Genomic DNA, 25,497 nt, shown 5'->3' with positions numbered 1-25,497 from the left:
TAATCAACTACTCGATTAGAATCAAATAGCCCTGCTCAAAGATTAGTTCGCTTGGGATAATTCCGTGAGAAAATAGTTTTCTAGAATAACTTATTATCAGAAGTATACGGTGGTATTCTATTAATAGTAAGTTAAAATTGAAGATTACATATAAGAGATAGCTCTATTGAATTCCGCTCCACTCGCGTAAGAACGGTAGCAAAAATGTAATCGGCGCTCGTTCTTCCACCTTCACCCGCAACGCTGTCGTAGTTCCCGGTGTTAGCTTCATATCCGGTCCCTTCGATGACGACCACTTGTAGCTGCTGAAATTACTAGGTTCTGGCATTAACTCTGCAATCACCTCCACCTTAGCGGTTTTGCCGGTGAGCGTATCTGCCAATTCAGCATTACCCAATTTTGAACCAGCGCTGGTTGATGTAACCGGATACGCAGACACAGATTTTACCTTTGCTACAACGCCCCCAAATCGCTCCCGCTTGACAGTATCTGGTGTAATTTGAATGGTCATCCCTGGCTTAATTTGTTTGCCATCTTTGACATCAAAGTAAGCAATGCTAGTAAGTTGAATCTTCCCTTGCTCTTGAGTTTGCAGGGTACCAAAACGCATTCCCGGACTCATCACTTGTCCCGTTACAGTACTAACTTCTAGAATGCACCCATCTTGAGGACTTTGAATTAAACTACGATCCTTAATTTGCTGTTCCAGTTGGGCAATAGTGCGATCGCTCTCCGCAATTTCGTTTTTCCGAGCATTGGATGCTTGTAAATTGTCTTGTTCCAGCCGTTTGCTACGGGTGTCCAACTCTTGTAACTGTGCTTGAATCTCAGAAATTTGGCTGCGATTTTCTCGAAAGGACTCTTCAACCGTAAGTTCCTGGCTATTGAGTTGCTGCAATTGAGTTTGAATGTCAGAAATCTGGTTGCGATTTTCTCGAAAAGATTTATCAATTCCTATTTCTTTACTACTTAATTCTTTTAACTGAGCTTGAATACTAGAAGTTTGAGTACGGTTTTCTCGATAAGCATTTTCCGCCTCCAAAACTGTATCCGCTGCGATCGCGCCTACAGTTTGAAGCTGCTTTCGAGTCTCTAACCTCTTTTTCAGCATTGGATTTATCTCAGAAACGTCCTGAAGACGTTCCTCAAGAGAAATACGTTGCTGTTGAATAGTGCCTAACTCTCGTTCCTTGGAAACAGACGCTAATGCCTGCGTGTCCTGAAGCCGTTGTTGCAGAGTTTGGCGTTGCTGCCCAATAGTCGCTAAAGCTCGCTCCTTCAGAATCCCAGACATGGCTTGAATATCTTGCAGCCGTTGAGTCAGATTTGCTCTAGTTGCCGCGATCGCTTCTCGTTCCAGTTGGGTACGCTGGGTTTGAAGCGAATTAGTATTGGTAGCTTGTACAATTAATTGCTGCCGTTTAGCTTGTTGGAGTTTCAGTTGTTCCTGTAACTCAGTCGGTTTAATCGTCGCTAAGACTTCCCCTTTTTTAACGCATTGATTATCTTTAATTAGTAAAGATTCTAACTGTCCGCTAAGTGGTGATTGTAATTCTACAACTCGTTGTGGTGAAATCAATACTCCTTGTCCCGTCACGGTGATAGGAATTCTACCAACAACACTCCAAGCTAGCGCCATCACCGTAAATCCCCCCACGGCTATAGCTGGGATAAAGTCTTTGGGCTTGACCACTTGCATGAGTTGGTCAAGGCGTTCTGGAGAAGCAACAGATTCTAGAGATTGCTGTTTATCTGGCGTGTCATTTATATCTGAAGTAGTCATAAAATATTAATTCCCTTGTAGCCGATTCATCATCCACTTAAACCGAGTACCTGCCAGTAGGGTTGATTCCAGCACGTCGAGAGGAATTTCATCTTCATACTCAATGTCATCTGCTAGCTGTTGGTCTTGACTGTAAGCTTTTTGACCAAAACCACGCTGCACTAAACCTTCGCGCAAGCGGTCGATTAAAACGAGGGAAATAGCGCGATAAAAGCGAGTGGCAAAACCGCGATCGCGTTGTATTTTCTCTCTTAACATCTGTTGGGGTACGGCTAATACCAATGAATTCTCAGCACATTTAATACTTGCAGATGCGTTCCCGGCTTCGACAAAGGACATTTCACCAACAATTTCTCCACTCGCTCGTCGTGCTAATTCTTTTTCCACAGGTTTTCCGTCTACCATCATGGAGAATATAACGGCTAAATTCCCTTGTAATAAAAAGTACAAAGCTTCTACGGCTTGATCTTGTTGAATTAATACGGTTCCGGCGGCACTATTTTCTTTTCTACCGCGAGTTACCATCCAGTCGATATCGTTGTCATTAAGAATGGCAAAGAGAAACAGGACTTTTCGCAACGCTTGTCCGGGGACAATTTTGTTCTGCGCTAGTAATTTGGAGAGGCTTCGCAGGCGGGAAGATAAGATGGCAGTGAGTTCCTGGTAAAATCTAGCCCCAAAATCTGGATCTCGCTCCATTTTCAGAAGCAACTGTCGTTTAGATAAAGCTAATACCAGCGAAGGTTCTATCGTTTTGACAGTTGCAGAGGGGAGGCGGTCGTCTATAAAGGACATCTCTCCAACTACTTCACCTTTACTGCAACGAGCAATTTCTTGCTCGTCTTCGGAATTGTTCTGCGAAATCAAGACTGCTACACTACCGTCGAGGATGAAGTAAATAGAGTCTGAGTGCTGACCTTCTTCAATCAGCACTGTATCAACAGACACTTCTTGATGAGTGCCAGTTTGAGCCATCCACTCTATATCTGGTGGTTCGAGAACTTTTAAATTGTTGAGTTGCGTCAGGACGGGTAGCATGGTTGAATCGAGCTTACCAAGGGTTCTTATTGTTAGAGTACCCAGATAGGGGTTGAAACTAACGAGAAGGTTGTTTGGGGTGGGGCGATCGCTATTCGGTCAAAGGCTGTCATTGAGTTACCAATTTCAGACTGAGCTATTAACTAAATCTGGTGTAGTAGACTGTCTAGCAAAAGCCTCTGCGATGATTTCTGACATCAGATGTACAAACGGTATGCCAGCAAGATGCAAGATAGTACCAACTGATGTTGCACCTTCATCAAAAGATTTAGGTAAGGATATAGAGGATATGCCGCAATTAGGATTCACCTCAAGAACGAAAAGGTCTTGAGAATTCTTATCCATTCGGATGTCAACTCTTCCATATCCATTTCCGCCAAGTGAGCAATAGGCATGTTTAGCTAAATCGCTAAGTCTATTACACAACTCGGGATTGACTAAGCGACCTTCAAAAAGTAGCTCTTCTGCTAAGAGCGTAGTTTGTCTTCCACCACTCCTCAAATGGTCTAGATCATAAGTAAAAAAACGCTCGGTTTCAGGTAAGTTAGAGTTGAACCACTTCTCTAAAGCCGGATAAATTTTAATATTCTCTGAATGGCTGGCAGAACCGATGAGAAAAACTGTAAATTCACGACCATTGATAAATCGTTCTACAAAGATATTTTCTTGGGTGAATTGAATATCATGCGTTCCGTGAACTAGCCATTGTATTTGTTGACGTATCTGATCATCACTGTAAACCACCGACTGTAAAGATAGCCCCCTGGCTCCCATAGACATGGCAGGTTTAACAATGAGTGGAGTACTAAGGCGATCGCAAACTCCCTGAATAGACTGATCGCTATCTACAACTTCATAGGGAGCAGTAGCTACATCTGCATCCACAAAAGCACGCTTCATTCTAAGTTTAGATGAGCAGAGATAATCAAAGGTAGAATCTGCACCCGTAAAGAGGAGGCCTTTTGCTTCCAGTAGTTTAATAACGCAAGTGCCGGGGTAGTTAGGATCTTCATCCCCAGCACAAAAGTTTAACACTATTGGAACGTATTCATTTCTAGAAGCAGATACCTCCTCTATAACTGTGTGCATATTCTCTAAGGTGATCGGTTGCCACTTCCACTTCAAGCCAAGTTCTACAAACACATCTGCTAGTTCTTGGCGAGTGCCAGGATTATCATATTCCTCGCTAAGCAACTCTTGTCCTTTAATGCAGTAGGGAATAAACACCCAGACAAACAGCTTACTTGTAGGTACAGGCAATTTCTGAGAGATTGTCATTGTTTTAGTAGCTCCAGTATTGACAGTAAATATCGGTACAAGTTCACGCTGCTTTGCTCACCAAAGGCGACTTGGTAAAATGCCTAGTAAAAGCCTCTGCGATAATTTCTGACATCACTTGAGCAAACGGGATACCAGAAAAATGCAAGATAGTTCCAACAGAGGTCTCGTAAGGTTTTTCATTTTCAGCTTCTCTAGAGTCATATTCTTCAGAAATAGGAAAAGAAGATAAAGCACAGTTAGGATTCACCTCAAGAACAAACAGTTCTTGGGAAACTTTATCCATTCGCACATCAACTCGTCCATATCCATTGCCACCAACAGCACAGTAGGCACGCTTGCTTAATTCGCAAAGTCTTTCTTGCAATTCTGAAGCAACCAATTGGTAGTGACAGAGTGGTTCTTGAGGTGAAAGAGAACTTTCTTGTTCATCTTTTTCTCTGTCGTAAGCCAAAAATTGTTCGGTTTCAGGCAAGCTGGAGTGAAATACTCGTTCCATCGGTGGATAGACTTTGATGTGTTCTGGTTTCTGAGCCGAACCGACAATGAAAACTGTAAACTCAGAACCATTGACAAACCGTTCCACAAAGATGCTGTCCAGCGGAAAATGCATCCCGTGCTGTCCACAGAGCAAGCGTTGAACTTGTACTCTCATCTGCTCATCGCTGAAAACTACTGAACTTAAGGAAATTCCATGACTCCCATAAGAGGTTGCAGGTTTCACAATTAGAGGAGTGCCAAGTCGCTCACAGATTCCTTCTATGTGGTTGATGTCAGCAATGACTTCATAGAGAGCAGTAGCCACCCCTGCATCGACCAAATCACGCTTCATTAAAATTTTGTTATCACACCGATGGCAAAAGTTAGCATCTGCTCCTGTAAAAATAATGTCTTTTTCTTCCAAGAGTTTCACCAGAGAAAAGCCTGGATAGCCATCAAGTTCTTCAAATCCATCGCAGTAGTTTAAGACTAATGGAATGTACTCTTTACTAGAAGCCGCCACCTCTTCAACAAGTGCGTGCATATTCTCCAAGGCGATCGGTTGCCATTTCCACGCTATACCAAGCTCTGCAAAGACATCTGCCAGTTCCTGACGATAAGCAGAATGGTCGTAGAATTCGCTAATCATCCCTTGTTCCGTGACGCGGTAGGGAATAAATGCCCAAACAAATAGCTTACTACTACGTAGTGAAAATCCCTGCCCAATATTCACTGCTATTATGACTCCTTTATTAGCTTAAGTTATCTTTATGGAACGTGATTAATTGAATGCCAATGTGGTACGTCAAACCTAATAACAAGAACTTTTGCTGTTACTCAGTTGGTGAGATTCATGTCCTTGCAGAGATGGTGTAAAGACGCAAATCAGCCGTAACGTTGTTTTAGCACGTAAATAATGTTTGTCATTTTTATCTAAGGCATACATAGTACCAGGCTGAATAGGGTAAATTTTTCCATCTACTTCTACTTCTCCTTCGCCTTCAACACAGTAACAAGCTTCCATGTGATTTCTGTATTCAAGTAATGATTCTGTGTTCGCTTCAATGAGCGTATCGGTAAGAGAAAATTTCATGCCATCACGAGCTAACAAAAATCTTCTACTTTGTCCATTTCCCCACTCAATATCCCGTTCCGTGTTAATAATTTCGTTCAATGTTCTAATAATCATTTTTTGTTCCTCTCGTTAACTAATTTCATGATTGCGACTTTATGCTTAGTTTAGGTCTGTAAACAGCCAGCCAATTGCTTAAGGCTAGTTTTGGAAAAACTAAAGCTTTCATTGCGAAATTTATGACGAGCAATGCCCTCATTAATAATATATTTCAAGAATCTTGATGTTCCTTCTTCCTCATCTTTCAAAATGTAATCAGCAGAAGCTTCTTCCCCTTCTTTCATAAAAATCAAAGGGCTAAAATTTATTTCAAGAAAAAAAATCTCTTTTTGCTCATTCACTCTAAAATCAAGACGAGCATATCCAACCCCCTTGAAAGCTAAAAATATTTTCTTAGCAGCACCTCTCAAGCGAATATCAAGTTCTAAGTCAGAACATAAAATATTACATTCCGGGTGATGCTGATGCACCTTCAAATCATAAGTTTTAAACTGTTCTCCTTTTGGGAAGACAAATTCTAGCGGGCGGTAAATGATTGGATCGTGGCTATTTTCAGGATTAGCAGCTAGAAGAACTGTAAACTCCCTGCCAGATATATACTCTTCAATCAGAATTCGATCAAAATAAATGATAAGTTCGGCTACTTTGCTCTGTAATGCCTCTTCTGTTGTTACATAAGATTGACGATCGATACCTAAACTATCTAATGCTGCTTCTGGCTTAACGAAAAGAGGAAATTCTAGACTTTGACGAGCGTTCTTGACATCAGCTAAGGTTTCAACTCTCACAAATCCTGGTCTACGTACCCCTGCAATGTCAGCAATATATTTCATTAACTCCTTGCCAGGATCGTAGAGGTCGAAAGTCGGACCAGTGTAAGGTAAATTAAGTTGCTCCAAAGCAACGATTACATCAATAGAGGGAACGTCCCAGTCCAAACATCCAGTACAGAGATTCACAAAAATATCGTAATCTTGCTTCTTTAACTCTTTTAGCTGACGATAGGTTGTCGCTTTATTAAGAAATACGTGGTCTACCTGATCTTGTGGTAATAGATGAGAAAGATTTCGTGGCGGTTCAGAGTTTTTATAATCGGCTTCTATCATATAATCTACTGTCAATACCGACTTAGAATAGTCAGGTTGCAGAACACAAACTTTCATGTCAATTTCCTAGAGTGTCAGTTTGGTACAAGTAGCGTAAAAGCTTAGGTTTGTTTTGAGTGATTGCGATCGCCTCTCTGATTTTTAAGTGTCATCATCTCAGAGAAGGGCGATCGCCTTTCAGTCAGATAGAGGGACTGCAAGAAGATAGTGCAGCTATCCCTAAACCTGTTGCGCGAGGACGAGTATGAGGAAAATGGGTCAAGGAGAGATTGCTCTGTGCCTGCTCGAGAGAATTCCTTAGCCGTTCCGCTAAAACTCGTACATGAGGCTCCTTGACAATGGTGTAGTGATCGCCAGAAATTGTGTGAATCTCTACTCCACTGTCGGTTAACTGCCTCCAGCCCCTTGTGGGGTCTGAAATTCCTGGCTCAATCAATTCCTCCGCACGAAAGACAGTGATCTGGTTTGGATAAACAACGGGCGTGTAGATGCGTTCAGCCTGACGATTTGCCAAGACAACCTCTAGCAAACGTCCAATTTCAACCACTCCAGCATCAGGAAGCACAACGTTAGCCACCCTCGCCCGTCTAAGCACGTAGCTCAACTGCTCATCCGGTGCAAGCGATTGGAGAGCGCTAACCGATACAGTAAGCTTTTTCCCAAAATAACTGCCCAAATCCTTAGCAAACCAAGCTAGTGTGGCAGCAGTATCAACCTCCATCGCTTGACTGTTGTGGTGGGGTGCTGAACTATCTATCAAAGCAAGCAGCGCCACTTGTTCACCAGATGAGTGCAACTGTTGAGCCATCTCAAACGCTACCACTCCACCAAATGACCAGCCTCCCAGCAAATACGGACCTTGCGGTTGAATCTCGCGGATTGCCTCGATATAATACCTAGCCGTATCTTCGATCCGGCTGTTTGGCTCTCCTTCCCCATCAATCCCCGACGCTTGCAAACCGTAAAAGGGCTGGTCTTCACCCAGATGACGAGCTAAATCCAGGTAACAAAGCACATTGCCCCCGATGGGATGAACGCAGAAAAATGGAGGCTTTGTACCACCTGGCTGAATCGCTACTAAAGGAGAACTCAAGCGAGAACCCGTCGCCTGACGCAGAATGCTCGCCAGATGCTCAATCGTCGAACTGGGAAAAAGCGTCGCTAGCGATAACTTCTGTCCAAAATGCTGCTCAATCTCCAGCATCAGGCGTACTGCCGATAGAGAGTCACCGCCCAGGTTAAAGAAGTCGTCTTTCACACTGATGGGGTGAATACCCAGCACGTTTTCCCAAATATGAGTCAACTGAAGTTCCCAAGTGTCACGGGGAGTTATAAATGCAGTTGGTTCAATGCGTCTGCTGTCTCTTGGAGTGGGTAGTGCTTTGCGGTCAACTTTCCCGTTAGGATTCAGCGGCAGAGACTTCAAGAACGCAAACCCTCCAGGAAGCATATAAGCTGGTAAGCGCTCTTTTAAGTAGGCGCTCAGGCTTTTATCGCATAGCTCTCCGGGAATCGGTTGCTCGTTTAACACTACCTCTTGCGCGAATAGGCGATCGTAAAATAAGTTGTTTTTTGAGGGAGTTTTGTAGAGAAAAGAATCGTATTCAAATTCAATGCGTTCTCCACTCTGTTTGAGCAAATAGCCTTGAATGTGATAGTCAGGACTTAACTGGTCTTCACTCAACTGAGCGCTACAAACGGCTTCAATTTTGTCTCCTGCCGCCACTTCAATCCCCGGATTAAACACTGGAAAATAAACAGGTAGCCAGCTGCCGACATAAGCTAGACTGTCAATGACTTCATTCTCAACTGTGTGTAAATTAAGCCATAACAAAAATCCATCAATTTTGCCACTTTGAGTGATGCTAAGACTTATCTGTCGGTCATATTCGGGATTAGAGACTTGATTGAAATTTAAGTCTTCAAAAACATCTACAGTGGAGATGATGTTTGACTGAGGAAAATTTCGGAAAGATACCCTTAAGGGAATTTCCCCTCCGATCTGGTTGAAAATCTGCTGAGTGTAATAACCCGATAGTTCCGAAAAGTGAGGCTGACTGGCAAACGTTTCAGGAAGATAAACAGCAGCGATGTTAGTCACGCAGCGCTGGGGAATCATCATTCCATCTTCCTTGAGAAACCTTCTGGCATCATTGAGAATCGAAACCGCCCCTTCTGAATTGCCGATTACGCCAATGAGTTCTGAAACACACAGATCGACTTTTTCAGGGAGTTGCACTTGGGTGGCATCCCCATGAATTACCGATATTTTGTCTGACAACCCCAGAGATTTCACATAACTCGTTGCCTGTTCGTAAGCTTCAAGTTGCATCTCAATGGCGTAAACTTTTTTAGCGCCATGTTCGGCACAGAATTTCGCCCAAACAACATCCTTACCCGTGCCAATATCTACAACAACTTTGTCCTTAACAAATTTTTTAAGTGCCACCTCATAACTATGATTTCTCACATGGTCATAAGTCATGGCATAGTACAGGATGGCATCATAAACTCGGTAGTCTCCCGGACAGGGCCAGAGTTCTACCTGAGTGTTTTTTGGTTTGGGAACGACATAGGCGACGAGGCGTTGCTTGCCTGATTTTTCTTCGTGAGCCACTACCACACTGTCTTGCACCAGTGGGTGCTGATTGAGAGTTGCTTCAATTTCCTCCGTTTGAATGCGGAAGCCGCGTACTTTCACCTGGTTATCAATGCGTCCTAGGATTTCGATGTTACCGTCGCTCCCGATACGGGCTAAGTCTCCAGTCTTGTAGAGGCGAGAATTGGCTTCATCACTAAAAGGATTGCGGATAAACCGCGCCGCCGTCAATTCGGGACGATTGAGATAGCCTCTTGCTAAACCAAGACCGCCAATATATAATTCACCCGTCATCCCTTTAGGCACAGGCTTTTTGTTTTCATCCAACAAATAAATCTGGGTGTTGGCAATGGGACAACCTATAGGTACAGAGTTGACATCCGGCAATTCTTTCCAGATATCTGGTTCGTAGAGCGTCGATGTAATAGTGGTTTCAGTCAGTCCATAGGCATTGAGCCAGCGGACGCGATTACCCGCTATTTTCTGCCAACTCATCAATCGCTCTGGCAAAACCTTCTCATTGCCAACTACAACCAAGCGCAGCGTGGAAGGTAATTGCGCCTGTGAACTAGATAGAGCAGATACCCATTCATGCCAGTAAGATGCAGGCAGGTTGAGAACAGTCAGCTTTTTTCGCTCTATCAGTGCTTGAAACTCTGCAACAGTTGGAGTCACAGAACCAGGACGGAGAACGACAGTACCCCCGCTTAACCAGGTAGGGAATAACTCTTCTGCTGCAACATCGAAACTAATCGAAGCAAACTGTAAAATCCGATCGGTTGTCTGCAAATTATAGTGCTTGGCAATGGAAACACTGTGATTGGCTAAACCCCGATGCGGAATCAGAACTCCTTTCGGCTGTCCTGTAGACCCAGAGGTATAGATGACATAAGCTAGATTGTCACATGTCATGCGGGTGTCAGGGTTCTGCTCGCTGTATTGGGCAATCTCCTCCCAATCAGCATCTAAACAGACTACTTTTGCTTCGTGTGGGGGAAGGTTTTCTAACCACCGTTTTTGAGTTAACAGCACTGGTGGCTGAGCATCCTCTAGCATCAAGGACAGCCGCTGTTGCGGATAGGTTGGATCTAGGGGGACGTAGGCACCACCTGCTTTGAGAATACCCAGCAGTGCGATCGCCATTTCTAAGGAGCATTCCACACCAATCCCAACTAGAACTTCTGGTTCCACTCCTAAAGAAATTAGGTAATGCGCTACCTTGTTGGCTCGATGGTTTAATTCCCGATAAGTGAGGCTTTCCCCCTCAAAAATCACGGCGATGCTGTCAGGGGTTTGTTCTACTTGAAACTCAAATAACTGAGGAATGCACAGTAGTTGAGGCGTTGATGAATCAATATTATTTGCCATTATTGTTAATTACAATAATTTTCTACAAAAGCTGTTGAACGTAGGCTAACCATGCTTTGCTTAAGTGAGATCCACTCATTATGAAATTTGACTCTGCTCATCCGTAATTTCATAATGGTGAATCTCAACTGCTAGGAAATGTTGCTATGGCAGACGATAACGAGACAATAGACCACAGCCTCTATCATTTCCCAGGTTTAACCCCAAATTCACCTGGATTAAAAGAGGTTTAGTCTATCTTTAGGTAGATGGCAATTTATGCTTATAACAGTATCTAAATTGATCTCAGCCTCTGGCATCCGAGATATTACGGTTTGAAGTGCAGTATTAACTCTTTAAATTGCGTATTTTCCGAAATTTAGCTTTTCACTTTCCTCTGCTTTGCCATCAATTTGGTAAAAAGTCCATCCTGAGAGGATAACTCCTCAAAAGTCCCTTGCTGCACTACTCGCCCCGCTTCAATCACATAAATGCGATCGGCATTGCGAATGGTACTGAGACGGTGCGCGATCGCAATTCGCGTCACCTTCAGCTTCTCCAAGCTTTCACTAACGATCGCCTGCGTCCGGTTATCTAAGGCACTAGTTGCCTCATCAAAAAAAATAATTCGCGGCTTTAACACCAACGCTCGCGCAATCAGTAACCGTTGTCGCTGTCCACCCGATAAATTTGCCCCCCCTTCTGAGATGACAGTGTGCATCCCCATTGGCATATTTTCAATATCCTCTCCAAACCCTGCCATCCGTGCCGCATCCCAAGCTTCTTCCATGCTGATTAATGCGCCACCGCTGATATTTTCAAAGACGCTTTCGCTATTGATACGCCCATTTTGTAGCACTACACCCAGTTGACGACGCACTGCCGAAACATCTAACCCAGATAAATCTTGTCCGTCGTAATAAACCGTACCCTGTTCTGGGACATCGAAGCCCAACAACATTCGCAGTGTAGTAGACTTACCGCTACCAGAAGGTCCCACAAACGCAATAAACTCACCAGGCTTCGCTTCAATGGTCACATCATCAAGATTCAATGGTCCATCTTCCCGATAACGAAAAGTAACATGGTCTAACTTCACGTATCCAGACAGCCGCCCCGGATCGGCTTTATTTAAATCCACCTCTGGCAATTCATCAACAATCGGTTTGGCGTGTTCCCATAACACCCCAATTTCCAATAGATCGATCAGATTGTTGCTGAGAGTTGTTACCCCCGTGATAAAGACAGCAAACGCTGTATTAAAAGCCAAAAAAGTTCCGGTCGATAAACTACCTGTTTGCGCCTGATTCAACAAGTTAGCCGTCATCCAGAAAATCACAATCGGAGTTAAATTAGACTGCAAAATATTAAAAGTAGCAATTAAATCTTCAATGCTTTGGTTATCTCGCATCAGCTTGAGTTGTTGCTGATAGTACTTCGCCCAAAAAGCAAAAGCCCGTCCTTCCGCACCTGTAGTTCGTAGTTTGGAAATACCGCCGACGAGCTGAAGGGTAAGCCCGCCAATTTCACCTTCCAATTCTTCCATCTGGGCAGTTTTTTGGCGTTTAAAGTGACCTGCAATACTCGTAACAATAACAGTAAGGAGTACAATTACAGCCGCAACTGATGCTAGGGGAGGGCTGTACATAAACAGCAATCCCAAATTCAACAGGGAAAATAAACTTTTGAACAGGATATCTAGCTTATCAGCACCCAGCTTGCCGCGAATCTGATTGATTGCATTCACACGGGAGAGCATTTCTCCAGAAGAATACTGCCGAAAGAACGTCAGCCGAAGTCTGAGTAGCCGATCCCATACAGCACTCTGGATGTTGAAGTAGGAATACATCTCGATCCGATTCAGGTTAATTCCCTGAGTTACTCGGAAAATGGCTACACCGAAACTAGCTGCTAATAACCCTAAAGTCAATTGCAGTAGTAATCCGTGATCGCCATCGGGAATGGCAGTATCAATCAAGATACCCATAGCTTGGGGAACTACCATACCTGTTAAGGCCGCCGCTATTCCCAACACTACAAGGTTCAGAATTTCCCGTCCTCTACCCCTTAGCGAATACTGCAACAGCGTCAGCAGATCCACCTTTTTTTCCGGAAAGGGTGGATAAAACATATAACCGTTCGGAGACAGCAGTTTAGCGGTGCGATCGTTCACCGGAATTCGCTTCCCACTCACTGGGTTATAAATTTCATAGTTCATCTTGCCGTTTAGCAGTAATGCTACCGGGGTATTATCTGCTTGGAGATAAGCAAGGATTGAGCCACAATCTACCCGCCACCAGCGTTCTGAGAGTAACACCCGCCGAATTCTCATTCGGGAAGCACGAGCGATCGCTTCCAGGGGTTCCTTCACCCGCTGCATGTTTTCTGACTTTCCAGGGGGTTGAATCTGAATCCCCATCGCGTGTCCCACAGCACCAGCAGCAGCTAGAAGTGGATCGCTAACAAAAGCAGCAGTGACTTGTTTGGGTTTAATTAAGGAAACAAAATCTGCGATCACACCTACCGTTGCAGCTTGGTTCAGGCGTTCCCGTTCTTGAAATCGCGCCAGCGTCTCTAATTGAGACTGCTGTTCTAGTTCTTGCAAACAAGAAAGAAATTCTTGATGAAAATTATCTAAAATAGTGAGTTGAGTTTGGCAGGGAGTATGGCTGGAAAGTTCCGGTGCTGGTAGTACAATTCCACTGATGTTAAAAACTGAACTTAACTGTTTAAACCAAGTTGATAGGAGATTATTACTAAATAGAATATCGCTATCTAATTCTGAGCGATGAAAGTGCAGTAACGTTGAATCCGTAATAGGAACTGCCAGAATAGATAAGTTATTAAAATTCTGGTATGTGGAAAATCCAAACAGTGGTTCACCCACTTCGGCTGTAAACAAATAACGTCGAGAGCCTTGCAAACTGCCATTTTGGTTCTGGCTGAGGAATACTGCTACTGCACCGGATTCAATCATCCATACCTGTTGCGGCTCATCGAGTAGCAATACCTCGCCTTGGCGAACAAATTTAGTGGAATTCAAAACCGTATACTTATAGTTATTCTTCATTTCCTTCAGCTTCCTCACTGTGAACCAATTCCGAGTAGAATCCACCCATCTGCATTAATTGGTCATGCGTTCCTCGCTGCACCACGACTCCTCGATCTAATACGATAATTTCATCGCAGTCGTTAATAGAACTAAGGCGGTGTGCGACGATTATGCAACTACAGCCCCGTTGTCGCAGGTTATTGTAAATAAACTGTTCCGTCTCTCCATCTAGAGCACTGGTTGCTTCATCCAGAATCAAAATGGTGGGATTGTGAACAAGCGATCGCGCAATTTCTAACCGTTGGCGTTGTCCGCCGCTTAAGTTTGCACCCCCTTCCAGCAGTTCGCCGTTGTAACCACCGGGTATCGCCAAAATCACATCTTGAATTCTGGCATCAATACAGGCGCGACGAAGTTGGGAATCAGAAACTGTTGTATCCCATAACGTTAAGTTATCGCGGACAGTTCCGGAAAACAGAAATACTTCTTGTTCAACCGTAGCAATAGAGGTTACTAAAACTGAACGCGAAATATCATTTCTCGGTATACCATCAAATAAAATCTCGCCCGCCCAAGGTTCATAAAGTCCCGCTACCAACTTAGCAACCGTCGATTTTCCCGATCCACTCCCTCCTACCAAAGCAACCCGTTGTCCAGGTTGGATTGTACAGCTAAAGTTTTCAATTAGCGGTTTATTAACTTTGGCATATCCAAACGTCACGTTACGCAGTTCTATGTGTCCTTGCAGATGAATTTTAGGCGTATCAAGAGAAGAGTTTTGAGTACTAGTTTCTGCCTTCTGCCTTCTGCCTTCTGCCTTTTTCTCCTTACCATCTTTGGCTAGTAATGGATCGGTATCATTGTCCAATACGTCATCTAAACGCATCAAATTGCCTGCTAAGGTTGGCAGTGTGACAGCAAACCCCATTAATTGCTCGATCGGCATTTGGAAGCTTGTCAGCAAGGCTTGAAAGGCGACCAACATCCCAATTGTCATCTTCCCATCCATAACCTGCCAACCCCCAACCGCTAGCACGATCGTCGTTGTCAATCCAGTTAGCAGAACTGGCACAACTATCAGGGTTTCAAACACTACTGCAATGCTGCGATAATTATTAGCAGACTTAGCAAAATACCCAGACCATCGGGCAAAAAAGTCTGATTCTAGTGCCGAAGCTTTGAGCGTTTCCATGCTCTGAATTCCGGCAATGCCTATGCCTTCTAACTTGCCATCATCCTTATCTATTTCCATGAAGCGTTCTTCTAACCAGCCTTGTACGCCGAGCAACGCCATAACATTTACAACGGCTAACGTCAGAGCAACTCCTGCAAGTATTGGGTTATAAGCAAACATCATCAGTAGGTAGATCATTGTCATCACTATATTGATGATCGTCTCTGCCATACTGCCGGAAATTGCCTGCGCCACTTTGTCATTAAGCTTCACCCTTCCTCCAATTTCACCGGGGAACCGTTGGGTATAAAATCCCACAGGGAGCTTCAACATATGCCAAAAAAATTGACTGGACATACTGGCAGCTAATTTGATTTGCAACTGTCTTAAATAACGTCGCTGTTGGGAGAATAGAAAGGCTTGAATTAAAGTGGTGAGGAGCATTCCCAGGAGCAATGGACGCAGCCAGTCGGTGCGGTCTTCAACGAGGATTTGATCTACGAATACTTGACTAAAAACAGGCAGTGCCAGCCCCGGCACCACTAGCAAAAAGCCCAACAAGACGCTGAGCGAAACTACTCCCGTCGAGCTTTGCAATCGTTCTAGGAGCGATCGCAATACGCTAGGTGGTTGTCCCCCGCGATTGAACTCTGGTCCCGGTTCCATCGCTAGGATAAACCCGATATATGCCTCGTCAAATTCATGTAATGAAACCGTGCGTGGCCCGGTTGCTGGGTCGTTGATGTAAACTCGGTCTTTTTCAAAGCCTTCGACTATTAACAAGTGGCTGAAATTCCAGAAAGCGATCGCTGGTAGCCGCATCAAAGCTAGCTGGGAAGTTTGCTTTTTAAAAGCTTTTGCTCGCAGTCCATATTGTCTGGCAGCTTTAACGATACTGGCAGGTTGGCTGCCATCGCGAGAAACGCCACATTCCTGCCGCAGTTTGGCTAGAGGTACAAAGAGTCCGTAATAAGCTAGCATGATGCCCAGTGCTGCTGCCCCACACTCTACTTCTTCCATTTGCAATACGGTAGGCGTTTTAACACGCTTTCTGGGCTGCTGTTTAAATATTTGACTGAGCCACTGTTTAAACACTGCGTTACTCCTCTGAAACCTAACCTACCTGCCTTTCTCCGAACTCCTGCATCTGGTATAGTGCTAAATTATACTGATACAAGCATTTTGGCCTAAGCCAGTCTTTTTTATACCTATTGTTAGTCTTCCCTAGAATTCTCAAGAGCTAACGCAAGCAGCCTAAAAATTTTCTTTGTGCAAAGTTATTTTTATATCGTTAGAGAAATTTATGAAGTATTAGACGTATCCGTAAATTAAGTTTTGCTTTTTGATTTATAAGGCTTGTATGTTAATTTGCGGATACGTCTACTTCACCACTTTCTTAAATCAGTTATTTTGATATCAATTTAATTTTTCTCTAAAACTGATAAAAACCCAGTACGTGCTTACTTAGTATCAGTTTAGAGCCTAGCCGATTTCCAACCGTTAAACACTTTACTTCTTGGCTTAGTGTTTGCCCTTGCAATCGCATCACTGGTGGTAAAGTTAAAAGTTCTCTTTCCGCACCTTGTGGTCAACCCTGCTGCCAATGCTTTCCGAATGGCAGCACAAACAGCAGGCAAGAGCAACTCTGCTTTGGGTGCTTTTTATCGTCGCTTACATTCTCGCCTGGGTACACCCACACGCCCAATGTAAAGCTCGTTAGACTCGACCCGATAAGGGATATTAGTTGTCCAAACCAGACAATAAGAAAAACGCGCATTTTACGGAAGGCAGGGAAATTTTTCATTCGCTTCCTTCTCTATTTCTTTTTGAAACTGCTCAAACTCTGCAATCTTCATTTGTGGTGATGATGCAAGGTTTTGCAAAACTTCCTGATAGTAACTAAACAAGCGTTCGATAGTTTCACGCGCAAACAAATCTCTACTGTAAAGAGCATGAATTTCAATACTTTTAGATTTTTCCGAAGCCGAAGAAATATAAAGCTCTAGAGGAATTTCCTCATCCCATAATTTGTCTTTGTCCGAACCTAGTACAAGTTCTGATACAGGCATTTGGTTGGAGCCCTCTACAGGAGGCACGATTGTAACGCTTGCTGAAACAATCAGTTTTCTTTGGCGTTGAACAACTTCAATGACTTTTTGCAAAGGAATCGCCTTGTTTTCAATCGCTTCATTAAGTGCTTCTTGAACCTGCTCTAAAAGAGTTATTCCTGTTTGTTCGTCGTTAAGCTGCGATCGCAAAATCACATCATTTATAAAGCAACCGAGCATCTTTTCAATTTCTGGAGTGCTGCGATTGCCAATGGTCGCCAGTATCATAATTTCGCTTTGCCCGCTCCATTTGAACAAGAGAAGCTTCAGCGCTGCAATGATGATAGTGGAGATAGTAACGTTGTGGAAGCGGCTTAAGTCTTCGAGAGATGCGACAATATTTCCTTCCAAGACTAGAGAGTAAGAAGAGGCGCGATCGCTATTAGAATTAATCTTTGATTCTCGATCTTGCTGGTATCCTGATTGTTGTAAAGGAGCAGCTAGTTTTTGTACCCAATAGTCAAGTTGCCGAGCCAAGACTTCTTCATTAAATCGTTGACGTTGCCAGAGAGTAAAGTCGGCGTATTGCAATGGCAACTCAGGCAACGGTGAAGGTAAGTTATTTGAGAAAGCGTTATAAATTGTTTCTAACTCTTGCACAAAGATGCCGATTGACCAGCCATCCGTGATGATATGGTGCATTGGTATGAGTAACCAATGCTCTTCTGAAGACAACCGCACCAAGGTTGCCTTAATTAATGGGCCATTCGCTAAGTCAAAGTGGTAGTTCATCTCTCGTTCGGAGAAATGAAGAGCTTCAGCTTCTCGCTTTGCCGAAGGTATATTTTGTAAGTCTACTATCTTTAGAGGTAAAGTCAGTTCTGGGGCAATCGCCTGCACAGGTTGACCGTCCACCACGGGAAAGGTAGTCCGCAAGCTTTCGTGGCGGCAGATAATTTCGTTGATGCTTTTTTCCAATGCTTCTGAAGAAACTTTGAAAGTCAACCGTAAAGCAACACCACTGTTGCAGCTACAATTGTGAGGATTTAATTGCTGAACGTGCCAGATATACTCTTGTTGGATAGAGAGTGGCAGATGTCCTTTTCGCGTTGTAGGGACAAGAGGTGGTAAGCTCTGGGACGCAATGCTATAGTCCGATAGCTCTTGTAATGTCGTAGCATACTCAGTTTCTAGTATGTTGCACAGGGATGCGATGGTAGGTGCTTCAAATAAATGGCGTAGGGGAAGTTCGATCGCAAAAACTTGTCCGATGCGCGAGATAATTTGAGTAGCTAGCAGGGAGTGTCCACCCAATTCAAAGAAGTTGTCGTTGATGCCGACCCTTTTTAATCCCAGGACTTCAGCCCAGATAGCAGCCATTTTTGCTTCAGTCGGGGTGCCAGGGGCGACAAATTGGTCTTCCTGTTCGTTGTGAAAGTTATCTAGTGCGGGTAAGGCGCGACGGTCTATTTTGCCGTTGGGTGTCACCGGCAACGCTTTGATCAGCACAAACGCGCTCGGTATCATGTAATCAGGTAGTTTTTGTTTCAGGTAGTGCCGCAGGTTGCGAGTCACTGTGCGCTGCAAAGTTTTCCACAAGTCTTGATTGTCCAACTGATAATCTACGCTTTGGTCAATTTGAGCCTGTTCGCTGGGTGTAAGAAGAAAGCGAATCCCAGCCTGTGGTGGATGTGACCAAACTACTGTCCCAGAAAGCCAGCGCGATTCGCTCTCTCCAGGTAGCTGCATACGCACGCGGACGCTCTTACCTTGCTCGATAGCCGGCACCCCCACCAAACCAACGCCGCCGGTGGAGATATCCTGTGTGTGGATTGTGATGGCGTTACCGTTTAGTTCTAGTTGGCATTCACTGTGATAAGGGACACGTTCTGGAATAAGGTTAGAGACTAGATAAGCTACTATGCGCTTGTTCCCAGGTGCATCTTCTCGGTCAATGACTGTCACTGAGCGCACGTTCGGATGTTTTGCCAGTACAGCCTCAATTTCTCCGAGTTCGATGCGAAAACCGCGAACCTTCACTTGGTCATCTATCCGACCGAGGTATTCGATGTTGCCATCGGGCAGATAGCGAACCCGATCTCCAGTTTTATAGAGACGTTCAGTGGGAGAGTCACTAAAGGGGTTGCGAATGAACCGCTCAGCGGTCAAATCAGGACGGTTGAGGTATCCCCGTGCCAAACCAACACCTCCGATATGTAACTCACCTGGAACGCCAATCGGTACGGGCTGTTTGTTCCGATCTAAGATGTAGGTTTGGACATTCCCAAGAGGACGACCGATGGGCAACTCCCTCAATGCCGTATCGTCTGCTAATAACTCGTATATCGTCGCTCCTATAGAGGCTTCTGTTGGGCCGTAATTATTCAATAGACGTACTTGTTGTGCTATACATTCAAACCAGGGTTTCAGTCGTTCTGGCAGTGCTTTTTCTCCCCCAATAATGACCAAACGTAAAGAAGGGGGTAATGCAAGAGTTTTTTGGCTCAAGAAAGCGGTCAATTCATGCCAGTAGGCTGTCGGCACAGCAAGTACAGTTATTTCCCAATTCTGGCACTTGTGCAAAAATACCTCAAAAGAGTCCAGCATCGTATCGGTACGCAACACGAGTGTTGCCCCCGATGTCAAGCTGCTATAGATTTCTTCAGCACTAACATCAAAACTAATTGAAGAGAATTGGAGAATGCGATCGCGTTTAGATATTTCATACTCAGCGATCGCAACCGTCGTGTAATTAACTAACGATTTGTGTTCGATTAAAACGCCTTTGGGTTTTCCAGTAGATCCTGATGTATAGATAACGTAAGCTAAATTTTCCGGCTGCACTTCGCTTAAAGGATTGTTTTGGCTGTGGAAAGAGATTTCTTCCCAATCAGAATCTAAGCAGATAACACGAGCCGAATTAGGAGGAAGTTTCTCGACCAGCTTCTGTTGGGTGAGTAGCACTGGTACTGAGGAGTCTTCTAGCATAAAAGCCAAACGTTCTTTTGGATACTCTGGGTCGAGTGGAACGTAAGCACCGCCTGCTTTGAGGATGCCCAACAAGCCGATTACCATTTCGAGCGATCGCTCTACACAAATCCCTACCAATACTTCTGGCCCTACTCCCAACGATCGCAGGTAGTGCGCTAAATGATTCGCTCTTGCATTCAGTTCCCTGTAGGTAAGTCGTTCCCCTTCAAAAACCACTGCCACAGCGTCAGGCGATCGCTCAACAGCTCCCTCAAACAACTCATGGATGCACTTATTCTGGGGATATTCTGTTGTAGTATTGTTCCACTCAAAGAGCAGTTGATATTGCTCTTGTTGAGTAAGCAATGGTAAATCTGAAATTGGGGCTTGAGGGTTAGCGATGATTCCCTCCAGCAAAGTTTGGAAATGACCAGCCATCCGAGCAATAGTGGTATCGTCAAACAGGTCAGTATTGTATTCCCATTCCCCAATTAATCCAGAAGGGGTGGTCTCTATACATAAAGTTAAATCAAACGGCACTATGCCAGTTTCTACCGCTAATGGACTTACCTTTAAGCCTTCCATCTGGATATCGGGCAACTCATTGAGCAGCATCAACATCACTTGGAATAGTGGCGTATAACTCAAAGAGCGTTCTGGCTGCAATATCTCTACTAATTTCTCAAACGGTAGCTCACGATTAGCGTATGCTCCGAGCATTACTCTTCGCACCCTAGACAGTAAATCTTCAAAGCTTGGGTTTCCTGCCAAACAAGTGCGTAATACTAGCGTATTAACAAAATATCCAATTAAATCCTTAAATTCGGCGCGATCGCGATTCGCAATGGGCGAACCTACACAAAGATCGGTTTGCCCTGTATAACGGTAGAGTAATGTTTGAAACGCGGATAAGAGCGTCATAAACAGTGTCACTTTTTGCCGCCGGCTGAAACCGATCAGAGCCTCCGTAAGAGGCTTAGAAATAACAAATCTATAATGTTTTCCCCGAAAGGTTTGTGTAACCCCTCGCGCTCGATCAGTGGGCAGTTCTAATAGAGGTGGTGCATCTAATAGTTGTTCTTTCCAATAAGTTTGTAGGGAATCTAGCACCTCACCTGTCAAGTATTGCCTCTGCCAAACCGCAAAGTCTGGATACTCAGCCGGCAGTGGAGGTAATTCTTGGGATAAGTCATTGTAGAAAGCTGCTAACTCCCGCCACATGATGCCTAATGACCAACCATCCCAGACAATGTGGTGAGTTCTCAGCAAGAATATATGTTCTGTTTCTGTTAGCTTAAGTACAGTCGCTTGGATTAAGGGGTCGCTAACTAAGTTAAAGGGTTTTTGGGCTTGTTCCGTTGCTAATCGCTGGACTTCTATTTCTCTGTTACTAGCAGGTAGATTGCTTAAGTCTATGACTGGCACTGTCAAAATCAAGCTTTCAGCAATGACCTGAACGGGTTGCCCGTTAACCGTCGCAAAGTTGGTTCGTAAAGCTGCGTGGCGAGCGACGATTTTGTTCAGGCTTTGCTCTAGTGTAACGATGTTCAGTACGCCCAAGAATCGTAGAGCGAATAGTTCGTTGTAAGAAACGTTATTTGGGTCTAACTGGCTCAAAAACCACAGTTGTTCTTGAGGAAAAGACAGAGGTATCTCCCGTTTTTCTGAGACAGTTACAATTGTTTGGGCAGTATCTTTTGCGCTTGTCTTGTTCTGAGACAGCAACGAGATAATTTTTGCTTTATGTAATACCAGTAAATCCCGATCTTCCGATGTCATTACTCCTTTGGGAGCGCGAAAACGCAATGTATCGTTCTCTAACCACAATTTGATACCGCGTTGGGCAAGTTCAGCTAAAAATTGATTGAGGTTCATAGTGCGCCTTCCTCCATCTCATAGGAACGGAGTACGCCACGCCTGCGGACATCCAGTGTCGCGCAATGGAAAGAACCCATGAAAGGATAGTAACTTTCAAATTCACAAGGAATGGGTTTGAATCCCCAGTCTTTTAATGCTTGAATCATGTATTCTTGAGACTTCTCGACAATCACTCGTTCTTCATCGAGACTGAGTACGTTCATATTCACCCACTGACTGATCACCTTTGTGTCATACAGTGCCATCGGCGTTCGATTGGGTTTAGGTGCAAGCAAAATATCCCAAGATTTGAAGTAATCAGGCAAACTATCGACATCTATAAACAGGGGATTTACTAACACCTTCCCTGGAGCGAGAGGAACTAGAGTGGTGTCAATATGCAAGGCTTGCGGACAGAGTGACTGAACCTCGTGAACTCGGTATTCATCGCCTAGATGTCGCCGCACCCATTCAATCCCAAAGCTATTGGTGACATGGCTTTTCTGAACAAAAATATCCCGTCCAAAACGCACGAAGTCTGCGGCATCAAACGTTGGCTCAAACTCAGTGATTACAAAGCGCCTTTCCTCACCTGGAGCAGGAGCTTTATAATCTGGGTCATACTGGGCATCGAGTAGCTGCGGTTTGGGGGCTGCGACCCACTTGGCTCCTCCCTTTAGGTACTCTTTAAGTAGAGAGCGATAAGCCCACGACTCGAAATAACGAGTGCGATCGGCCATTGGAGCCTCAATAATTTCATTACCAATGACTAAGAAAACATCGCGGGGATTGGCTGAACAAAAGCCATTCATGACTTCCCAATCTGGTGTGCGAAAAGAGGCAGAGTAATCAACAATATCTGGACGACGGACAATCACTCCTTCCGATTCAAGAATATGAGCAAATTCCTCAACACACTTGCTAGCAGCCTGAACGAGCCACTCTGGATAAGGAAGCGGCTGTTTCTGTGTCCGCTTGGCTAAGCTCTCCATTTGTTTCTCTTGACCGGGAAGCACAGTAGCGCGATGGATGGTATGCCAGGAGGGAACCATCGCCCCATCGACAATGCCAACAATAACCTCTTCAAGTGGGTCCCATTCATTGTAAGAACACACTGGAGATGAATGAGTAACCGTGGCTGATTGATGGAATGACTTGGGGGAGGCGAACTCAGTTACTGTAGTTTTTTCGTCATGCGATCGCTCCTTGCGTGGCCGCTCATTGCGTAAAAGTTCTAGCTGTTGAGACATTAATTGAAGCTGCTGCGAGATAATTCTTTCTACGCTCGTCTCCGGCTCTACGTTCTCATTGAGCCTATTCATTGCTCTGTCTTCGGGAACAGCTATGGGTACATTCAAAACTTTGGTTTGAGCTAATTTTGGGGACGTTTTACTAGATTCTAAATTTGCTGGGGTTACCCTAATCGGATATAACTCGTTTTCTTGATAGTTTTTTTGTTCCGGTTCAAAGGACATATTTTGCTCAATATAGGTAGCCAAAGCATCAATAGTTTCCAACTCTTCAAAAAACTGTTGGACTTTCACCTGAACTCCAAAGTGGCTTTGAATGCTTCGCACAGCTTCTAAAAGCAGGAGTGAATCAGTCCCTAGATCTAAAAACGTGGCAGAGGCATCTATTTCATTGATGTCTATTTGTAGCAACTTTGCCATCAAAGAACGTAAGGTTGAGCTAATGCTTTCCAAGCGTGTGTTTTCTAACACTGTATCTCCCTGTTTAGTGTAAGTGGGGATGTCTATGTTTAAATTAGATAGTTCTATTTCTGATTCCTTTAGAGCCATCTTTTCAGCATCTTCAGGTAGCGCCCGACGGTCTACCTTGCCATTCGATGTTAATGGCAGGGCATCTAACATCACGAAGACTCCTGGAATCATGTAATTGGGCAGTTTCTCTTTGAGAAAACCACGCAGGTCACTGCGAGTAATCGCCGTGGATTCCTTGGGGACAATGTAAGCTACCAAATATTTGCGGTCTGAAACATCTTGTCGCATGACAACCACAGTTCCTAAAACCGCTGGGTGTTGTCTCAACACTGCCTCAATTTCGCCGAGTTCGATACGGAAACCGCGTATTTTTACTTGGTTGTCAATGCGACCGAGGTATTCAATGTTGCCATTTGGAAGATAACGGGCTAAATCTCCTGTTTTATACAATTTTGAGTTGTCAAATGGATTCGGAATGAATTTCTCATTGGTCAACTCAGGGCAGTTGAGGTAGCCTCGCGCCAATCCTGCACCCCCAATATGCAATTCTCCTGTTGCACCAACGGGTACGGGTTGTAGATACTCGTCTAAGATGTAAACTTGGGTGTTAGCAATGGGACGACCGATAGGAATAGTTGTAGCTTCTTCTGGGACATCCTGTACCAAATACCAGGTAGTAAATGTTGTATTTTCGGTAGGCCCATAAACGTGAACCACTCGCTGAGGTGAACCCTTTTTGAGTAGCTGTTTAACCCATTTAGGATCGGGCGCTTCTCCTCCAAATAGAAGGTGTTGCACCGATTGAAGTGCCGATGGGACTTCTCTGACTAGCAAATTGAACAAGGCAGTCGTTAAGAATAAGACGGTGATGCCTAGCTCGTGGATTTGAGCCGCAAAATCACACGGAGAAAGTGCTACATCTTTGGTAATGACAGCGAGCGAGGCTCCATTAAGTAAGGTTCCCCAAATTTCAAATGTAGCCGCATCAAATGAAACGTTTGAAGCAAAAGCAACGACATCTAGAGGTTGTAAGTTAATGTAATTTGTATTGAGTACCAGGCGAGTTACTGCTCGGTGGGGAACAGTAACTCCTTTCGGTTTCCCTGTCGAGCCAGACGTATAAATGACATAAGCTAAATTAGTGGTTTGTGTGTCAGTGATTGGATTATCCTGACGTGATTTCGCAATCAGATGCCAGTCAGTATCCACATAAACAAGCTTTGCTTGATGCTCAGGCAGTTTGTTAATCAGTCGCTCCTGGGTGAGTAACACTGAAACTTGAGCATCTTGGAGCATAAATTGTAAACGTTCTTGGGGATACTCTGCGTCAAGTGGTAAGTAGGCTCCACCGGCTTTGAGGATACCCAGAAGTCCCACGATCATCTCGATGGAGCGCTCCACACAAATTCCCACCAAAACTTCTGGTCCAACGCCCAACGTTTTGAGGTAGTGTGCCAACTGATTTGCCCTTGCGTTCAGTTCTCGATAGGTCAGTTGTTCCCCTTCAAATAACACTACTACAGCATTAGGAGTTAGCTCTACCTGTTCCTCAAATAACTGATGGATACACTTATCCTGGGGATATTCTTTTGTGGTGTGATTCCACTCGACTAAGAATTTATGCCGTTCTGCCTCTGTTGAAGTCTGTTTGCCGTCAAATTGCTGTTCTGAATTAGCAACGGAGATTTTTGAATTATTAAAATGCTTAATCATTTAATTTACTCAAAGTTGGATTCTAAGAAGAGGGTTGCTATTGAAAGCGTCCACGTTTGAAGCGAAGCGCCTCAATTTAGGATGATTGATACAGCTGCGCTAAAAATAAATGCCATAATTTAAGGTATTAAAGCAATCAATGATTTGGGAGCTAAAACGTAGTGTTTTTAGCCTTTACAATGCATTCGCTCTAACCAAG

At 44.3% G+C, this 25,497-nt stretch carries 11 protein-coding genes and 1 pseudogene; 1 reads left to right on the top strand and 11 read right to left on the bottom strand.

Annotated features, from left to right (window positions below; genetic code table 11):
• Positions 1-163: 163 nt before the first annotated feature.
• The 9 genes from NDI34_RS16555 to NDI34_RS16515 form a co-directional block, all read right to left on the bottom strand.
• A complete protein-coding gene (locus tag NDI34_RS16555; protein WP_348233206.1) occupies positions 164-1,783 on the bottom strand; it encodes an NHLP bacteriocin system secretion protein in 1,620 nt (539 codons plus the stop codon).
• A gap of 6 nt (positions 1,784-1,789) precedes the next feature.
• Positions 1,790-2,821, bottom strand: a complete 1,032-nt coding sequence (locus NDI34_RS16550) for a cyclic nucleotide-binding domain-containing protein (protein WP_348233205.1) — start codon at positions 2,819-2,821, stop codon at positions 1,790-1,792.
• Between the two features lie 126 nt (positions 2,822-2,947).
• Positions 2,948-4,099: an ATP-grasp domain-containing protein gene (locus NDI34_RS16545; protein ID WP_348233204.1), complete on the bottom strand. Its 1,152-nt coding sequence runs from the start codon at positions 4,097-4,099 to the stop codon at positions 2,948-2,950.
• A gap of 43 nt (positions 4,100-4,142) precedes the next feature.
• Positions 4,143-5,312, bottom strand: a complete 1,170-nt coding sequence (locus NDI34_RS16540) for a hypothetical protein (protein ID WP_348233203.1) — start codon at positions 5,310-5,312, stop codon at positions 4,143-4,145.
• 78 nt (positions 5,313-5,390) lie between these two features.
• On the bottom strand, positions 5,391-5,768 hold the full coding sequence (locus tag NDI34_RS16535) for an ectoine synthase (RefSeq protein ID WP_348233202.1): 378 nt from the start codon (positions 5,766-5,768) through the stop codon (positions 5,391-5,393).
• A 50-nt stretch (positions 5,769-5,818) separates the two neighbouring features.
• The gene (locus tag NDI34_RS16530) at positions 5,819-6,874 is read right to left on the bottom strand and encodes a hypothetical protein (RefSeq protein WP_348233201.1); all 1,056 of its coding nucleotides are present in this window, start codon (positions 6,872-6,874) and stop codon (positions 5,819-5,821) included.
• Positions 6,875-6,998: 124 nt separating this feature from the next.
• Entirely contained in the window at positions 6,999-10,784 is a 3,786-nt protein-coding gene (locus NDI34_RS16525) for an amino acid adenylation domain-containing protein (RefSeq protein WP_348233200.1), read from the bottom strand.
• A 358-nt stretch (positions 10,785-11,142) separates the two neighbouring features.
• Entirely contained in the window at positions 11,143-13,833 is a 2,691-nt protein-coding gene (locus NDI34_RS16520; RefSeq protein ID WP_348233199.1) for an NHLP bacteriocin export ABC transporter permease/ATPase subunit, read from the bottom strand.
• Positions 13,823-16,084 (bottom strand): NHLP family bacteriocin export ABC transporter peptidase/permease/ATPase subunit, encoded by a 2,262-nt coding sequence (locus tag NDI34_RS16515; RefSeq protein WP_348233198.1) that lies wholly within the window; start codon positions 16,082-16,084, stop codon positions 13,823-13,825. Before NDI34_RS16515 ends, NDI34_RS16520 begins: the two co-directional genes overlap by 11 nt.
• Before the next feature lie 374 nt (positions 16,085-16,458).
• On the opposite strand from NDI34_RS16515, the pseudogene NDI34_RS16510 reads away from it, so the two are divergent.
• A pseudogene (locus NDI34_RS16510) lies at positions 16,459-16,514 on the top strand (hypothetical protein); the annotation flags it as partial.
• Positions 16,515-16,767: 253 nt separating this feature from the next.
• Here NDI34_RS16510 and NDI34_RS16505 read toward each other — a convergent pair.
• Together NDI34_RS16505 and NDI34_RS16500 are read right to left on the bottom strand one after the other, a co-directional pair.
• Positions 16,768-21,882 (bottom strand): amino acid adenylation domain-containing protein, encoded by a 5,115-nt coding sequence (locus NDI34_RS16505; protein ID WP_348233197.1) that lies wholly within the window; start codon positions 21,880-21,882, stop codon positions 16,768-16,770.
• Entirely contained in the window at positions 21,879-25,298 is a 3,420-nt protein-coding gene (locus NDI34_RS16500; RefSeq protein ID WP_348233196.1) for an amino acid adenylation domain-containing protein, read from the bottom strand. Before NDI34_RS16500 ends, NDI34_RS16505 begins: the two co-directional genes overlap by 4 nt.
• Positions 25,299-25,497: the final 199 nt, after the last annotated feature.

The organism is Trichocoleus sp. DQ-U1, from assembly GCF_039961925.1.
Lineage (GTDB): Bacteria > Cyanobacteriota > Cyanobacteriia > Cyanobacteriales > FACHB-T130 > FACHB-T130.
This window is presented reverse-complemented; position numbering and strand designations above follow the sequence as displayed.

Bases quoted from the DNA above. Each gene is read 5' to 3' on its own strand.
- NDI34_RS16545 (WP_348233204.1), bottom strand. From the start codon at position 4,099: ATGACAATCTCTCAGAAATTGCCTGTACCTACAAGTAAGCTGTTTGTC.
- NDI34_RS16525 (WP_348233200.1), bottom strand. From the start codon at position 10,784: ATGGCAAATAATATTGATTCATCAACGCCTCAACTACTGTGCATTCCT.
- NDI34_RS16550 (WP_348233205.1), bottom strand. From the start codon at position 2,821: ATGCTACCCGTCCTGACGCAACTCAACAATTTAAAAGTTCTCGAACCA.
- NDI34_RS16555 (WP_348233206.1), bottom strand. From the start codon at position 1,783: ATGACTACTTCAGATATAAATGACACGCCAGATAAACAGCAATCTCTA.
- NDI34_RS16500 (WP_348233196.1), bottom strand. From the start codon at position 25,298: ATGATTAAGCATTTTAATAATTCAAAAATCTCCGTTGCTAATTCAGAA.
- NDI34_RS16520 (WP_348233199.1), bottom strand. From the start codon at position 13,833: ATGAAGAATAACTATAAGTATACGGTTTTGAATTCCACTAAATTTGTT.
- NDI34_RS16535 (WP_348233202.1), bottom strand. From the start codon at position 5,768: ATGATTATTAGAACATTGAACGAAATTATTAACACGGAACGGGATATT.
- NDI34_RS16530 (WP_348233201.1), bottom strand. From the start codon at position 6,874: ATGAAAGTTTGTGTTCTGCAACCTGACTATTCTAAGTCGGTATTGACA.
- NDI34_RS16505 (WP_348233197.1), bottom strand. From the start codon at position 21,882: ATGAACCTCAATCAATTTTTAGCTGAACTTGCCCAACGCGGTATCAAA.